Origin of the sequence: Streptomyces bacillaris, assembly GCF_003268675.1 — a bacterium.
Lineage (GTDB): Bacteria > Actinomycetota > Actinomycetes > Streptomycetales > Streptomycetaceae > Streptomyces > Streptomyces bacillaris.
Genome location: NZ_CP029378.1, coordinates 7,159,057 through 7,174,011, shown reverse-complemented (window position 1 = coordinate 7,174,011; position 14,955 = coordinate 7,159,057). Strand labels below are relative to the sequence as shown.

Sequence of the window (14,955 nt, the reverse complement as noted above, 5' to 3'; positions counted from 1 at the left end):
TCAGGGACTCCACAAATCTCAGTACAGCTCAGTTGGGCGGTCCACCGCGGTTCGAGGGAAGAGCCAAGAACGTGACCAGTGTCGGTCGAACGGTGGTTTGTGGAGCGTGTTGGCTCGCTCCGGGTGGGGAATTCTCTTCGGTTCGTCCGCTCTCATAGCGGACGCGATCCGCCGTGCGCGATTCGGTGGCTACTCGAGCAGCCTTCTCCTGCTCCGCCCCCATTCAGTACGGGCTTGGTGAATGCACCGGAGTCATGTCGCCACTGGGTTGACGCCATCCGGCGCCGCCGCGTTCGCGCCGCCTGCCTCGTCACTGCGGGACCAGGCAGGCGGCGCGCTGTGCGAAAACCCGGGCGATATCGGGCTCGCGGAACTTTCCGTGAGGCGCAGTGCGAGCGTGTGGAGCTTGGTGTTGGTTCGCTGGGAGGAATTCACCATGATCAGCCAGGCCTCGTCCAACGAGCATCCCTCGGTCGCCATCACCATGCCGAGCGCCACGTCGATCATGGGGCGGGTCTGGAGTGCTCGTCTCAGCCCGTCCACCTCGCGGCGAAGATGGAGTAATTCCTGCTTTGCGCCTTGCGGCTCTCGGGAGACCACAGCGTCCCGCTCGTGGTCTTCCCTGGAGTTCGTAGACGGTCGCACGGGCGTGGCCCCCAAAAATGATCGAGCGGCGCGCACCGGGGGCTGGGGTGCTGGCGCGGCTGCATGCGAGAATTCGAGAGCTCGCACGCGCTGATGTCTGTTCAACCAACCGTGGACAGCAGGAGAAACTGCTGCCCATGGTCCGGATGCTTCTTTCACCGTCTCACATAACTGCCGTGCCGACCAGGGGGCGGCGGTGGCCGAGCTGGATTCGCCAGCTCTCTTGGACGCCTCCTGAGCCTGTCACCACTGCGACCCGTCCGACCCTCCCGAGCGGCCCTTCTTCGAGTCGTGGGAACCACCGGCCGCATCGTTCTGCTCGTACTGCGTACGGTCGGAACCCTCGCGCCCTCGATCACCGCTGTCCGAGTCCCTGGCCGGAACCGGCAGACCGCGCGGTGCCGACGCCTGTTGCTCCGGCCGCCGGACCATGCGCTGCGGTGGACCGCCCTCTCCCGATGGGGTACGGCGGGCGGAACCGGCACCGGCCACGTCCCGTGTCTCCTGGTCCCGGGCGGCCATGTCGTACGGGCGCTCGGCCTCGGCGCCGCGACTGTCCCGGTCCTCGTGGTCCAACACGTTCCGCTCCTGCTGGTCCTGCCCGTCGCGCGCCTTGCGCACGGCCCTGCGCTCACGGCCACCCATCACGGCCGCGCCGGTCAGCATGAGGAGACCACCGAGCAGGGCGAGCCCCACTCCGCTACCGAGCCCGTCGCTGTCGCCCGTGACCGTAAGACTGCCTTCAGCCTGCCCTTGTCGCACCATCCAAAGGATGGCGAACCCGAGGGTGATGATTCCGGCGGTGAGGACCAGCAGTCGCGATCGGAACACCACTCCGAGAACCGTGAGGACCGCGCCGACCAGGAGGGGCAGGAACATGGATGCGAACAGTCCCGCGCCCGAGTCCGTCACGCCCGCTCCGGTGAAGAGTTCCCAGACTCGGAAGTCGTGTCCGACCCGACCGTTGTACCAACTGCGAAATGGCGCCCAGAGGGCCGCGGCAGCGCCGACGACTGCCAAGATGATTCCTATGGTGTTGCGGATACTCCGTACCATGCCGCTACCTCCCGGCAAGTCGGAATGATGCATGCAAACCCCCACATGCAGTACCTCGCCCCCGGTTCACGTTACGCCCGCCCCACACTCCACGCCATGCGGCTCCGCACGAGATAGCGGGGTCGACCCCGGCCTGATCAACGCCGACAAGGAGACTGTGACCGCCCTTCCCGGCGCCTCGTTCTTCGAAGACGCCAGCTTGCGCCCACCGTAAGAAACAGCAGGTCAGATGGCATTCTTGGACTGCTCGTGCACCGCGTGGGCGCCCGGAGCGTCAGACGGGCGTCACGGTCGACCGACCTGAGCTGTCAGGAGAGCCGCCGACACGACTGCGGCCCACCCGAGGAAGTCGTGCACGCACGAGTGGGCAAGCGCACGCACCGCCTGGCCGATCCCGGTGGGATTGAGAAGGGCAAGGGCCCCAGGACCACCGTGACCGTGCCGATTCTCCCTGTCACTTCTTCAGCCTCCAGAGTCGGCGGTTCGATGGTGCCTCGTACTCCGCGCCTCCGAACGACCCGACCGTTCTCGCACCGCTCGCCAGGGATACCGATCAGCCAGCTGCGGAACTGGTCCAGCAGGCGCAACCACTGCGGCCGGCGGACCGGTTCGGCCGGTTCGTTGGCACCCCGGGCGTCGGCCCGTCGTCCGGCGTCCGCGGTGGTCAGGCCCCGTGCCGGAACCACTGCGCGCCCCAGGCGTCGGCCCGTCGTTCGGCGTCCGCAGTGGTCAGGCAACGTGCCGGAACCACTGCGAGCGAGCCGGTCACGTCGGCGGCGTCGCGTCGGTGGGCGTCCGGCTGCGGGCCCCCGGTACCGGCAGAGCGCTGCTCCCGGTCGTGGGCTGCCGAGGCACGGTCATTCCTGGCCGCGGACCACGGTGACGGGGCAGTGTGCGTGGTGCAGCAGAGCCTGGCTGACGGAGCCGAGCAGCAGGCCGGTGAAACCACCGCGTCCCCGGGCGCCGACCACCACCAGCTGTGCGTCGCGGCTGGCGTCGAGCAGGGCCGGGCGGATCCGGGCACGCTCCAGCCGCCGCTCCACCGTGACATCGGGAAAGACCTTCTGCCAGGGCGCGACCGTCTCGTCCAACAGGCGTTGCTCGGCCTCTCGGAGTCGTTCGATGTCGACCACCATGGCGTTGAGGGGGTCTCCGGGGCCTTCGTAGGCGCGCTCGCTCCAGGTGTTCCAGACGTGCAGGGCCACCAGCGGCGCCCCGCGCAGAGCGGCCTCGGCGAACGCGAACTCCACAGCCGCCCCACCGGCATCGGATCCGTCGACGGCCAGCAGCACCGCTCCGGACGGGTCGGTGCGGCCTCGCACCACCATCAGCGGGCAACGGCCGTGCGCGGCCAGATGCACCGCCGTCGAGCCCAGCAGCAACCCCGAGAACCCGCTCAGGCCCCGGCTGCCGACGACGGCCAAGGACGCCGAGCGCGATTCGATCTCCATCACCTCCAACGCCTCCCCCGCCACCACCGACCGGGTCACGGCCACGCCCGGTGCCGCCGCGTGGGCCCGTTCCTCGGCATCGGCCAGCGCTCCCCGGACCATCGGCTCCAGGCCGTGGTCGGCCGGGCTCCGCGGCGGCCCGCCGGCCGGTCGGTGTCCGGGTACATGGCCGAATGCGTGCACGATCCGCAGCGGGGCATCGCGCAGGCGCGCCTCACGAGCCGCCACGTCGACCGCCTCAAGGCTGGAAGCGGAACCATCCACCCCTACGATCACCGGATCAGTCATTGCAGTCTCCCGTCCCGGGACGCCGCCGATGCGCGGCCCCGTGATCCCCATCCTGGTCGCAGCCCATCCGTTGCGCCCAGGGACCAACGGGCCGCCGTCGCGACCGAGCAGGGCGCCCGCTCTGCGCGCGCACATGCCCTGCGGCGCCGTCGCCGTCTGTTCGGCAGTCCGCGTCCGCACCCCGGAACGCACCGGCCGGCCCCGCGCCGGGGCGTGGTCAGTGCCGCGCGCCCGGCGCCCGCACCACTGCGACCGGGCAGTGGGCGTGGTGCAGCACGGCCTGGCTGACCGAGCCGAGCAGCAGTCCGGCGAACCCGCCCCGCCCTCGGGCGCCGACCACCACCAGCTGTGCGGAGCGGCTCGCGCCGATCAGCGCCTCGCGTGTTCGGCCGTGCACCACCCGGCGCTCCACCACCACGTCCGGGTACCGTGCCCGGTAGCCCGCGAGGGCCTCGGACAGCAGCGTCTCCTCCTCGGCGAGAGCACCCGGTGGGCCGGCGTACGGAGCGGAAGCGTCCTGTGGAGCGGGCAGCGGCGCGTTCCACGTCGTCCAGGCGTGCAGGGCCACCAGGGGGGCCTTCCGCCGCTCCGCCGTGGCGAAGGCGAGGTCCACCGCCGGTCCGCCCGCCGCTGAACCGTCGACGCCCAGTACGACCGGGCCGTCCGCGCGTGGCTGCTCGCGAACCACCAGCACCGGACACCGCCCGTGCGCCACCAGGTGCACCGCCGTCGACCCGGCCAGCAGCCCGACGAACCCGCCCAGCCCCCGGGACCCCACCACGACCAGCTCGGCCGCACGGGACTCCGCCTCCAGGACGGTCAGGGGCTCGCCGGGCACCACGGCGTGGCTGACCTGGACACCCGGCGCCACCGCCCGCGCCCGCCCGACCGCCTCGGTCACCAGACCCCCGGCCATCTTCCGGAGCCCGGCCTCTGACGTGTCCATCGGCGGCGGCCCCAACGGCGACGTGCCTCCCGGCGAAGGGCGCGGAAGCACGTACGTCACCGGCCAGACCAGCGCGTGCACCACCCGCAGCCCCAGCCCACGCGCCCGCGCCTCCCGAGCCGCCGCCTCCACCGCGGCGAAACTCGACTCCGACCCGTCCACACCCACAACCACCGGACCACTCATCATGCCTCCTGCCTCCGGACCGCCTGACTCTCGTCTCCCAGCCCACCCCGCACGTGCTCCCCCCGCCATGGGGCGTGTGGGCCACTTTCAGGGCCGACCGGCCTGACACGCCCGTCCGGCACGGCGGCTGTCAGCGTCCCGGCCGGAGCCACTTGTCGTACGGAGGCCCGTTCGGCCCTCCGTACGGGGCCGCTCGGGTCCTGCCGGCCCAAGCCCAACGCGAGGAAGAGTGGCCCGCGGGCCTCCGAGGCCGAGGCCGGAGCTTGAGCCGCCGCCCCCGGATGCCGAATACCCAGGGCACGGCGGTCGGGGCACCGGGCCGCACGACAGCGATTTCACGGCGGACGGGATGAGTGCAGGTGGATGTCAACGAAGTGCTACTGCCGGGTGTGGGGCTGCTCTACGAGTTCGTCAATCTGGAGGGCGACAAGGTCGGTGTGGTCGCCAGGCGCTCCGGCGACTTCGAACTGGCGGTTTACGGAGAGGGGGACCCGGATCAGGCGCGGGCCGTCTTCCGGCTCACCGGCGAGGAGGCCGACGTCCTCGCCGGGATCCTGGGCGCGCCGCGCATCGCCGAGCGGTTCGCGGATCTGACCAAAGAGGTGCCCGGGCTCAGCGCCGGGCAGGTCGAGGTGCTCGCCGGCACCCCGTACGTCGGCCGCCCGCTGGGGGAATCCAGGGCACGCACACGGACAGGTGCGTCGATCGTGGCGATCGTCCGTGGTGAGGACGTCATCCCGTCCCCCGGGCCGGAGAAGGTCCTATGTGCTGGAGACGTACTGGTGGTGATCGGGACCCGCGAGGGGATCGCCGCGGTGGAACAGCTCGTCCGGGGCTGAGCAGATGCACATCTCGGTCGCCCTGCTGCTGGAGCTGGGCATCATCCTCGCCTCGCTGAGTCTGCTCGGTACGCTGGCGCGACGCTACGCGCTGTCCCCGATCCCGCTGTATCTCCTGGCCGGACTGGCCCTGGGCGAGGGAGGCGTCGCCCCGGTCCCGGCAGCCGGTTCCTTCGTGGAGACCGGCGCGGGCATCGGCGTCGTTCTACTGCTGCTGGTACTCGGGCTTGAGTTCACCGTGCCGGAGTTCACGGTCAGTCTGCGCCGCCACCTGCCCTCGGCATGGGTCGATCTCGTGCTGAACGCGACCCCCGGTGCGGTGGCGGGATGGTTGTTCGGGCTGGACGCCGGAGGGATTCTGGCGCTCGCCGGGGTGACCTACATCTCCTCCTCGGGCATCGTCGCCCGGCTCCTGGGCGACCTGCGGAGGATGAGCAACCGGGAGACCCCGGCAGTGCTGTCCGTACTGGTGCTGGAGGACTTCGCGATGGCCGCGTACCTCCCGCTGCTCGCCGTGGTGGCTGCCGGAGGAACATGGCAGCAGGCCCTACTGGGAGTGCTGCTGGCCCTGGCCGCCGTCGTGGCCGCGCTCACCATGTCCTACTGGTGGGGGCATCACCTGGGGCGACTGCTGTCGCACCCCGACGCGGAGCAGCTGCTGCTGCGCGTCCTGGGCGTGACACTGGTCGTCGCGGCCCTCGCGGAGGCCGTCCACGTCTCGGCGGCGGTCGGCGCCTTCCTGGTCGGGCTCTCCCTCACGGGCGAAGCGGCCGACCGGGCACGGAAGGTACTGAGTCCGCTGCGAGACCTGTTCGCCGCCGTGTTCTTTCTCGCCATCGGCCTGTCCATCCCACCGAACTCGCTGCTGCCGGTGCTTCCGGTCGCCCTGCTCCTGGCCGTGGTCACCGCCGCGACCAAGGTGGCGTCCGGTTGGTACGCGGCACGCCGCGAAGGGGTGGGACGCCGAGGACGCCTGCGGGCAGGAACCGCGCTCATCGCCCGGGGCGAGTTCTCCATCGTCATCATCGGCCTCGTGGGCACCGGTCACGACCGGCTCGGCGCCCTGGTGGCCGCCTATGTCCTCCTGCTCGCCGTGGCCGGCCCCGTCATCACCCGCTTCACCGGATCACGCCCCTCCGATCCGAAGCGCTCACCGCGCCGCAGCACGCCGGTGTCCTGATCCGCCGGACGGCACCGCACCCCCGTGGGGTTGGCGTCCGGCCTCGAAGGACCACCGTATGAGCCTGCGACGGCACGGGAACCAGGGCCGGTCTCCCGGCCCTGCGGAGCGGGCCGCGGCAAAGCTGCATCCCGCGCTTCCCCCTCGTCCGGCGCTCCTCCTGGGAGCGCGGCGGTACAACCGGGCAGGCCAGTGGGGCCGAACGGCTCCCCGGCGGGGCCGATCGGCACATGGCTCACACCCCCTGCTGGGAAACAGTCTGGGTCAAGAGCCCGCGCCGTGGGCGCATGCGATTCCGACCGGCAGCATGCCACGGCCGGACAGCCGTCGGAGAGAGATGGGGAACCGGCACGATGACCACCACCATGATGACCGCGGCCCTGCCGACCGCACACCGGAACCGGCTGATGCGCACGGCCCGGGAAGCCGTTTTCGAGCCAGGCGCCCGGCTGCTGGAGGAGGGCGGGCCCGCAGACCGGTTCTGGGTGATCCGGAGCGGCACGGTCGCCCTCGACTCGCGAGCCCCCGGGCGGTCGGCCTCGACCATCGATTCCCTCGGTCACGAGGAGCTCCTCGGATGGTCCTGGCACTTCCCGCCCTACCGGTGGCAGTTGGGCGCCCAGGCTGTGAGCCAGGTGCGCGCCTGGGAGTTCGACGCGGCGACCGTACGGGCCATGTGTGCCGCGGACGCGGAGTTCGGGCGCTCGATCGCTGTCTGGGTCGGCTCGGTGGTCGCATGCCGACTCCGGGCGACACGTGAGCGGCTCCTCAGCCTCGACGCTCATCGCGGCGGCCGAGCAGGAGCGTGAGCACGCCCTTCGACGCAGCCGGTCGTCTCGTGTCGCGCACCACGCGAGCGATGAGGTGGTCCGCCGGTCGAACGGCGGACCACCTCAGACCTGGTCGATGGAGCATCTCCTGCTGAACAACCACGCCACTCACAAGGCGTCGTTGCTCACAACATGACTGTCGGCACGCCCGGTCTCCACCCGCGCGAGCAGACGTTCCGCCCTTACCGAAGAAGAGCCGGCCGGCGGGAGACGCTTCGCACAACGGGGATCTGCACGCGGTACTCCCACCGGCCGTCCAGCGACTCCCTCGCACTCCGGCTGTCCCGTCACCGCGAACTCTCCGGCAGGTACTCCACCCGTGTGTCGCGGGTGAACGGGGCATGCCAGCGCCTGGCAGAAGCTGATCCACACTCCCCGCCGTCCCGCGTCGGGGCCCTTCCCTCACTCCGGTTCCGGCACGACCACGACAGGGCAGCCGGAGTGGTGCAGGACCGTGTGGGCGACCCGTCCCAGATGAGGCCCCGGCCGGCCGGGACGCCGTCGGCCCACGATGAGGAGGCCGGCGTCTCGCGAGGCGGCCAGGAGGACCCTGTGGGCGGGGCCCTCCGCTGTGCGCCGCCGCAACCGAACCTCCATGGGAGCGTCGGCGAGAGCTTCCTCCAGCTCCTTGGCCGCCCGTTCCTCATGCAGTCGCTCGGGACCACCCGTGAGCAGAGGGTGGCCGACCGTCTCGTGCATGGGGCACCGCCACGCCCGTACCGCCTCCAAGGCGACGCCGCGCCGCTTCGCCTCCGCGTAGGCGAAGCGCACCGCCGCTGTCGGCGCGTCGGCCACTCCGACGAGGATGTGGTCCTGCCCTCCGCCGACAGCACGGCTGTTGTGGTTGCCACGGATCACGACGACAGGGCAGTCCGCTCGCGCGGCCACGGTCAGGCTGACGGAGCCCAGAAGCAGATCGGCGAGACCGCTGCGTCCACGGGTGCCCACGACCACGGCGGACGCGTCGCGGCCTTCGCGCACGAGGGCGTGCTCAGGCTCCTCCAGCACGTCGGCGGTCGTCACGGGCAGTTCGGCATGATGGCGCAGCGCCCGCAGGGCCGCGGCCGCGAGGATGTCCTCCGCGGTGACACGCCCGGACGTGCTGCCGACTTCCGGCGCGAGCGCGGGCCCTTCGTAGCGCTCCCACAGGGAGGCGTACACGATCCGCAGGGACGCCCGGCGCAGGGCGGCCTCGTCGGCCGCCCAGTCGACGGCCCGCAGGCTGGGCTCGGAGCCGTCGACGCCGACGATGAGGGGCAGGTTCATCGCTCTCAGCCTCCCGCGCCGAGGTCGAAGACGATGCGGGCCTTGACCTTGCCGTGGAGCACGTCGTCGATCGATTCGTTGACGGCGGTGAGCGGTCGGGTCTCGTGGATGACCTTCGTCCGGCCGTCCGCGTGGAGCTGGAAGACCTCCGCGAGGTCCTGGCGGGTTCCGACGATGGAGCCGATCACCGAGGTGCCGTTGAGCACGGTGTCGAAGATGGGCACCTGGATGGTGCCGTGCGCGGGCAGGGCCACCATGACGAGCTTCCCACCACGCCGCAGACCCGAGTTGGCGGCTTCGAACGCGGCCGGGCTGACCGCGAGGGCGAGGGCTGCGTGGGCGCCGCCGTGCCGCTTCAGCTCCGCCCCGACGTCCTGGATACGGGCGTCGATGAGGATGTCGGCGCCCAGTTCCCGGGCGAGTTCGAGCTTCTCGTCGGTGACGTCGATGGCGGCGACGGTGGCGCCGGCGATCTTGGCGTACTGAACCGCCAGATGGCCGAGACCGCCCACTCCGGAGATGGCGACGAGCTGTGCGGGCCGGACGCCGGCGACCTTCAGGGCCTTGTAGGTGGTGACGCCCGCGCAGGTCAGCGGGGCGGCGTCGACGGCGCTGACGCCCTCGGGCACCAGCTGGGCGAAGTCGGCCCAGGCCAGCATCTTCTCGGCGTATCCGCCGTCGCAGCCGTAACCGGTGTTGACCTGGCTCTCGCACAGCGTCTCCCAGCCCGACAGGCAGTGCTCGCAGCGCCCGCACGCGCTGCCGAGCCACGGCACGGCGACCCGTTGGCCGACGGCGAGATGCGTGACTCCCTCGCCGAGCTTCTCGACGAGGCCGACGCCTTCGTGGCCGGGCACGAACGGTGGGGCGGGTTTGACGGGCCAGTCACCGTGCGCGGCGTGGATGTCGGTGTGGCACAGCCCGGACGCCTCGACGCGGACGCGGACCTGCCCGGGGCCGGGCTCGGGGTCGGGGTGCTCCTCGATGACGAGGGGCTGACCGAGTTCCCGTACGACCGCTGCCTTCATGATGTCCTCGTTCTCTCGTGTACGGATGTGCGTCAGTCGTGTGCGACGACGGCGACAGGCGCGGTGGAGTGGTGGAGCACCGCGTGGGTGACGGCCCCGATGTGGGTGCCGAAGGGGTTGCGGCGCACACGCCTGCCGACGACGACGAGGGAGGCGTCACGGGAGGCGTCGATCAGGTGGGTGGCGGCGCTGCCCGGGCGGGACATCTCGACGACCTCGACGTCCGGGTACTTCTGCCGCCAGGGACGCAGCGTGTCGGCGAGCGCGTCGGCCCGCTGCCGGGTGAATCCCTCGTGGTGCTCGAAGCCCGGCCCGATGGTGTAGACGGCGTAGGGCCACGTGTCCCAGGCCTGGACCACGTACAAAGCGGTCTCCCGGCGCCGTGCCTCCTCGAAAGCGAAGGCGATGACGGTGCCGTCGGGACTGCCCAGGCCGAGGACGACGGGCCGGAACGCGCTGGCGGCGGACGGAATGCCGGCAGGGTCCATGACGTGCTCGTCGGCCGCCTGTGCCCCGGCGCGCACCAGGACCACGGGCACCTCGCTCCGGGCGATCACGGCCTGTCCGACGGAGCCCACGAGGAAGCCGCCGAGCCCGCTCAGCCCTCGGGACCCCAGGACCAGCAGCTCGGCGTCGCGGGCGGCTTCCACGAGGGCCTCGGCCGGCGTCCCGTCACGCTGCTCGGTGCTCACCTCGACCCCGGGTGGCGCAGTCTGAGCCCTTCGGCGGCCTCGCGCGGAACCCGCTCGGTCCAGTGCTGGTGGGTCTCTGCTCCCAGGAGCGGGGCCTGGGCCATCGGTTCCGGCACCGGCATCCACACGTGCATCAGCCGTACCGGCACGTCGCGCAGCTTCGCCTCGCGCGCCGCCCATTCCGCAGCGGCTCCGCTCTCAGCCGATCCGTCGAGTCCTACGATGATCGTGCGGGCCATGATGGTCCCCTCCGGTGTCGGATGCTCTGGTTCCAGCGTCGTGTTCGGCAGGTTCTCGGGGCAGGGGCCGCTTGTCCCCGGCAGGGGCCGACCGGCCCTATCAGTGTGGGTGGACGGGCGCTCCGGGGCACTCGGCCGCAGTCATGAGGGCCCCGGACGCCCGGAAGCGGACGGCCAGAGCCGCACCGGGCCGAGCGGCACCGGGCGGGCACCGCCCGGCCCGGGCGCGGGCCGGGGGGTCCGGCCAGGCCGCTCCGGCCGCCGCGGGCGAGGAGACATCGCACGCTCCTTCGTCCGCACGGCGGGGGGATGCGGGCGGCGGTCCTACCCGGGAGGACAGTCGTGAGGCACGACCGCCACAGGAGCTGTGGCGTGGTGCAGAACGGCGTGGGTGACCGGACCGAGACGTCGCAGGCCCGCATCGTGACTGCGACGCCCGACGACCACGAGGCCGGCCCGGACGCTGTTGGACAGCAGGACCTCCGAGGCGGAGCCGATCTCGAAGTGCTCGACGACCTCGACCTGCGGGTACTTGTCGCGCCAGGGCTTGAGGGTCTCGGTCAGCACCTCCCTGTTGATCTGCTCCAGACCGTTCGCCTCGTCGACCCGGTACAGCGAACCCGGACTCCAGGCGAGGGCCGTCGGGACGCTCCAGGCGTGTACGGCACGCAGGGCCGCTCCGCGTTCGCTCGCGGCTGAGAAGGCGAACTCCATGACCGCGTCACCGATCTGTCCGGGTTCCAAGCCGACCACCACTTCCTGGGCGTGCCCGGGCGTGGCGGAGTGCGGCTTCCCGACCATGACGACCGGCCCGGCGGCCTGGCGCAGCACCTTCATCGAGACGGAACCGAGCAGGTAACCGGTCAGCGTGCCGTAACCGCGCGATCCCAGCACCAGCATGTCGGCGCGTGCGGCTTCGGCCAGGAGGGTGGGCACCGGGTCGTCGACGATCAGCTCGGTCGTGACGTCCAGGGCCGGATGGTCCCTGGCCACGCGGGACCGGACCTGGTCGAGCACGTTGCGTACCCAGCGCTCCTCGGCCGCCCGGTCTCCGACGTACGCCACGTCGGTGGGGCGCCAGACCCAGGCATGCACCAGGCGCAGGGCCGATCCCCGGCGCTCCGCCTCTTCCGCGGCCCAATCGGCCGCCGCCGAGGCGTGGTCGGTCCCGTCCAGTCCTACGGTGATGGTGCCGGACATGTTGCCTCCTGATGCTGCCGCTGGGGGGAGACCCCAGAGGACGTGATGGTGTGATGGTGTGAGCCTCACACGGGTCCGGCGAACGGCGCTCGGGCCGATCGTCCCTGGTGTGGGCCTGAGCGGCCCTGGTTGTACCGGCCGGTGAGGCCTCGAACCGGTACCGGGCCGCGGCGGACGGCGCGACCGCCGGAAGGACCGCTTCGGGGAGCCGGTGTGCCAGGGAAGCGGAGACGGCCGGCTCCGGTGGTCTGTCCGTCCGCGTCGAGCCGACCGTACGCGCTCACAGGTGGGGGACCACCGCCACCGGGGAGGCGGCGTGGTGCAGCACCGCGTGCGTGACCGACCCGACGTGCGTGCCGAACGGTGCCCGGCGTACACGCCGCCCCACCACCACCAGTGAGGCGTCCGCGGAGGCGTCCACGAGGTGGTGGGCGGCCCTGCCGACGACACACTGTTCCGTGACCTCGACCTGCGGGAACCTGCCGCGCCACGGCCGCAGTACGTCTGTGAGCGCGCTCGCTTCACGCAGTCCCCTGGCGACACGGTGGCCGGGGTCGGCGGCTGCGGGGTCGTGGTCGAAGACGGCCGGGGCGGTCCAGCCGTGGACGACCCGCAGCCCGGCCCCGCGAGCGGTCGCGGCTTCGAAGGCATACGAGATCAACTCGTCACACGGCCGGGAGAGGTCGAGGCCGAGCACCACGTCGAGGTACTGCCGGCCCACCGCGCTGCCACCGGCCTCGTCCTCGACCCGTTCGCCGGGCCGGACGACGACAACCGGGCGCTCAGCACGTGCGATGACGGGCGTGGACACCGATCCGGCCAGGAAGCCCCCGAGGGCGCCGAGCCCTCTCGATCCCATCACCAGGACCTCCGCCCGCTCCGTCGCGGAGAGCAACACCTCCGCGGGGCGCCCGACCACCCGCTCGGCGCTGACGTCGAGGTCGGGGTACCCCTCCCCCAGCCGATCGGCCGTCTCAGCCAGGACGCGCTCCGCCCGGTGCCGGGTCAGGGTGGTTCCGTCGGGTGTGGGACCCATGCCCCCCGACAGGGCGGGGCTGAAGAGCGGCGAACGGTCCTGCCGGGCATGGAGGAGCTGCAGGGGCAGACCGCGCAGGCGGGCCTCCCGGGCAGCCCACGCCGCTGCGGCGAGCGACTCGGCCGAGCCGTCCACGGCGGCGATGACGGTACGTCGTGACATGGTTTCCTCCGAATAGGGGGTACGTCTGGTCGAGGAGCGGCGGCAGAGCGAAGGCGAGGGCGGGGCAACGGCCCGGACGCGGTGCCTGGCGGCGGCGCTCGGGCCGTCGACCGCGTGCTGTCCGATTCCGGAAGAGCCGGAACGGGCGGTACGGCGGTGAGATGCTCCCCCTACAGGGCCGGGGTGATCAGTCCGTAGTGGCCGTCGTAGCGGTGGTAGAGCACGCTGCCCCGGCCGGTGCCGGTGTCGTGGAAGAAGACGAAGGGGAGGCCGGTCAGGCGCAGTCGGCGGACGGCCCCGTCCACATCGCTCACGGGGACGGGAACCGTGCTGACACTCAGCGGTCCCTCGAAGTCCCTTTGTCGGCCGGTGGTCCCGAGCGACGCCATACGGTGCCGGCCGCCGACAGCGTCCCGGTAGACCACGCTGTCGTGCCCCGAGGCCAGGTCGGTGAAGAGCCAGAAGTCGTGGTCCATGGCCTCCAGGTCGATCACGGCGTCCTGCGGTGTCTGCCGGGCCAGGCTGAACGACTTGTGCCGGATGATGCGACGCTCCTCGGCCGGAAGGTGCTGGCGGTGCGGGCGGTGCTCATGACCCGAACCGTCTTGCCCCGTCCGGTCGTCCGGGCCGCCACCGCGCGATCCGCGCGCCCGGTACCGCCGTGCCCGGGCGATGCGCGCGGTCAGGCGTTCCTGCAGGAGATCGACGGCCTCGAACATGGTGGTCGCGGCGACATGGGCCCGCACCGGCCTGCCGTTGACGTCCACCACGGCCTGAGCCGTAGCCGGACGGGCCGTCGAAGCATGGGCGGCTTGCGTGAGCTTCACATGGGCCGACAGGATCGGTTCGCTCACATGGCTGATCACCACGAGCACCTTCCTCCGGGCGTAGGCTTCCGCCTCCTGGGGCACCTGTCCTCGGTTCCGCACCTGGACGTCGACTTCTTCGCTGGTCCTGAGACCACTCATGGCAACTCCTCCTCGGTCTCCCTCATCCTGGCTTCCGCCGCGCCTCCCCGGCAGAGCCGACAGGTCCGCACCGAGGTGCCACCCGTACCCGCGGGAGGCCCGTGGGCGAGGACCACCGGACAGCCGGTGAGGGCCCTTCGGCCCACAGCCATCCGCGGAGCCCGGAAGGCCGGGAAGAGCGATCGGCGGCAGGCAGCCTGGATCACGGACGGCCCGTACGGACCCGGCTAGTGAACCGCCGGTGCCCCGGGCAGAGATCGGAAGAGGCCTGCCTGGCCGGGGAGGGACACCGCCACGAAGCTCCTGCGTAGGCAGGACGATCTCGTGCCGGCGGAAGGTGGGAGCCGATGTCCGGGCGCACCCGAGGGCTCACGAGGGCAGGTTCACTCCGTAGAGGGTGCGCCCGCCGACCAGTTCCCGGCCGGTGACCAGTTCCGGCTCGATACGGACGAAGACCTCCACGGGCCAGGGCGCCCAGGAGCGGGGACCGGTGCGGACCAGGCGTTCGTGCTCGTCGGGGTCGGTCACCACAGAGGCGAGACCGGTGACGACAACGCTCCAGCCGGAGTGCGCCGCGGGGTCGACCTCGTCGGCCTCGAAAGCGACGACCGTGCCGTCGACGGCACGGACCAGCTCGGAAGAGGCGGACGTACGCAGCAACACGGCACCGTCCTCCTCGACAAGGAAGTTGACCGGCAGGACGGCCGGCAGGGCGTCGCGCGTGTGGACGATGCGCCCCACCGTCGCCTCGGCCAGCCGGCGCAGGCTCTCCCGCCGGTTCAGTTCCCGAAATCCATCATTGCGGTACACCAGCCGGCCGCCTTTCCGTGCGTGGGCCTGCGCGCATCTTCATCCTTCACGGCAGGGACGGCCGGCTTCGGGGGCCGACCGACCCTGATCTGCCGCAGAACGGCCACACGCCGATGTCCTCTCCCCCGATCTG

16 protein-coding genes and 2 pseudogenes are annotated in these 14,955 nt (G+C 71.6%); 4 read left to right on the top strand and 14 right to left on the bottom strand.

From position 1 onward, the window contains the following. Window positions 1-252 precede the first annotated feature (252 nt). Both DJ476_RS31320 and DJ476_RS31315 read right to left on the bottom strand, forming a co-directional pair. The gene (locus DJ476_RS31320) at window positions 253-543 is read right to left on the bottom strand and encodes an ANTAR domain-containing protein (RefSeq protein ID WP_318294820.1); all 291 of its coding nucleotides are present in this window, start codon (window positions 541-543) and stop codon (window positions 253-255) included. Window positions 544-888: 345 nt separating this feature from the next. Continuing rightward, the gene (locus tag DJ476_RS31315; protein WP_146066198.1) at window positions 889-1,524 is read right to left on the bottom strand and encodes a hypothetical protein; all 636 of its coding nucleotides are present in this window, start codon (window positions 1,522-1,524) and stop codon (window positions 889-891) included. A 289-nt stretch (window positions 1,525-1,813) separates the two neighbouring features. Between DJ476_RS31315 and DJ476_RS36160 the strand changes: the two are divergent. Beyond that, window positions 1,814-1,897 (top strand): annotated as a pseudogene (locus tag DJ476_RS36160) (succinyl-CoA--3-ketoacid-CoA transferase); the annotation flags it as partial. 112 nt (window positions 1,898-2,009) lie between these two features. Here DJ476_RS36160 and DJ476_RS31305 read toward each other — a convergent pair. The 3 genes from DJ476_RS31305 to DJ476_RS31295 form a co-directional block, all read right to left on the bottom strand. Then, complete coding sequence (locus DJ476_RS31305; protein ID WP_241565544.1) at window positions 2,010-2,387, bottom strand: cation-transporting P-type ATPase; 378 nt, start codon at window positions 2,385-2,387, stop codon at window positions 2,010-2,012. Between the two features lie 171 nt (window positions 2,388-2,558). Next, window positions 2,559-3,440 (bottom strand): universal stress protein, encoded by an 882-nt coding sequence (locus DJ476_RS31300; protein WP_208853548.1) that lies wholly within the window; start codon window positions 3,438-3,440, stop codon window positions 2,559-2,561. 217 nt (window positions 3,441-3,657) lie between these two features. Then, window positions 3,658-4,572: a universal stress protein gene (locus tag DJ476_RS31295; protein WP_112492674.1), complete on the bottom strand. Its 915-nt coding sequence runs from the start codon at window positions 4,570-4,572 to the stop codon at window positions 3,658-3,660. A 359-nt stretch (window positions 4,573-4,931) separates the two neighbouring features. On the opposite strand from DJ476_RS31295, the gene DJ476_RS31290 reads away from it, so the two are divergent. The 3 genes from DJ476_RS31290 (at window position 4,932) to DJ476_RS31280 (ending at window position 7,400) form a co-directional block, all read left to right on the top strand. Next, window positions 4,932-5,411, top strand: coding sequence for a cation:proton antiporter regulatory subunit (locus DJ476_RS31290; RefSeq protein ID WP_112492673.1), 480 nt, complete (start codon window positions 4,932-4,934; stop codon window positions 5,409-5,411). Window positions 5,412-5,415: 4 nt separating this feature from the next. Continuing rightward, window positions 5,416-6,591 (top strand): cation:proton antiporter, encoded by a 1,176-nt coding sequence (locus tag DJ476_RS31285; RefSeq protein ID WP_103417907.1) that lies wholly within the window; start codon window positions 5,416-5,418, stop codon window positions 6,589-6,591. Window positions 6,592-6,944: 353 nt separating this feature from the next. Then, a complete protein-coding gene (locus DJ476_RS31280; protein WP_103417906.1) occupies window positions 6,945-7,400 on the top strand; it encodes a cyclic nucleotide-binding domain-containing protein in 456 nt (151 codons plus the stop codon). A 423-nt stretch (window positions 7,401-7,823) separates the two neighbouring features. Here the strand turns inward: DJ476_RS31280 and DJ476_RS31275 are convergent, their stop codons facing one another. The 9 genes and pseudogenes from DJ476_RS31275 to DJ476_RS31245 all read right to left on the bottom strand — a co-directional run bounded on the left by DJ476_RS31275 (window position 7,824) and on the right by DJ476_RS31245 (window position 14,822). Beyond that, on the bottom strand, window positions 7,824-8,687 hold the full coding sequence (locus DJ476_RS31275; RefSeq protein ID WP_103417905.1) for a universal stress protein: 864 nt from the start codon (window positions 8,685-8,687) through the stop codon (window positions 7,824-7,826). Between the two features lie 5 nt (window positions 8,688-8,692). After that, a complete protein-coding gene (gene adhP / locus DJ476_RS31270; protein ID WP_103417904.1) occupies window positions 8,693-9,715 on the bottom strand; it encodes an alcohol dehydrogenase AdhP in 1,023 nt (340 codons plus the stop codon). A 32-nt stretch (window positions 9,716-9,747) separates the two neighbouring features. After that, window positions 9,748-10,239, bottom strand: coding sequence for a universal stress protein (locus tag DJ476_RS36155; protein WP_404827600.1), 492 nt, complete (start codon window positions 10,237-10,239; stop codon window positions 9,748-9,750). Between the two features lie 54 nt (window positions 10,240-10,293). Continuing rightward, window positions 10,294-10,470, bottom strand: a pseudogene (locus DJ476_RS36150) (universal stress protein); the annotation flags it as partial. Further along, the gene (locus tag DJ476_RS36145; protein WP_404827560.1) at window positions 10,404-10,646 is read right to left on the bottom strand and encodes a universal stress protein; all 243 of its coding nucleotides are present in this window, start codon (window positions 10,644-10,646) and stop codon (window positions 10,404-10,406) included. The pseudogene DJ476_RS36150 and the gene DJ476_RS36145, both read right to left, overlap by 67 nt. 324 nt (window positions 10,647-10,970) lie before the next feature. Then, entirely contained in the window at window positions 10,971-11,846 is an 876-nt protein-coding gene (locus DJ476_RS31260) for a universal stress protein (RefSeq protein WP_112492082.1), read from the bottom strand. A 280-nt stretch (window positions 11,847-12,126) separates the two neighbouring features. Further along, entirely contained in the window at window positions 12,127-13,044 is a 918-nt protein-coding gene (locus DJ476_RS31255) for a universal stress protein (protein WP_112492081.1), read from the bottom strand. A 170-nt stretch (window positions 13,045-13,214) separates the two neighbouring features. Further along, entirely contained in the window at window positions 13,215-14,012 is a 798-nt protein-coding gene (locus DJ476_RS31250; protein ID WP_103417900.1) for a sigma 54 modulation/S30EA ribosomal C-terminal domain-containing protein, read from the bottom strand. Window positions 14,013-14,381: 369 nt separating this feature from the next. Further along, entirely contained in the window at window positions 14,382-14,822 is a 441-nt protein-coding gene (locus DJ476_RS31245; RefSeq protein ID WP_103417899.1) for a pyridoxamine 5'-phosphate oxidase family protein, read from the bottom strand. Window positions 14,823-14,955: the final 133 nt, after the last annotated feature.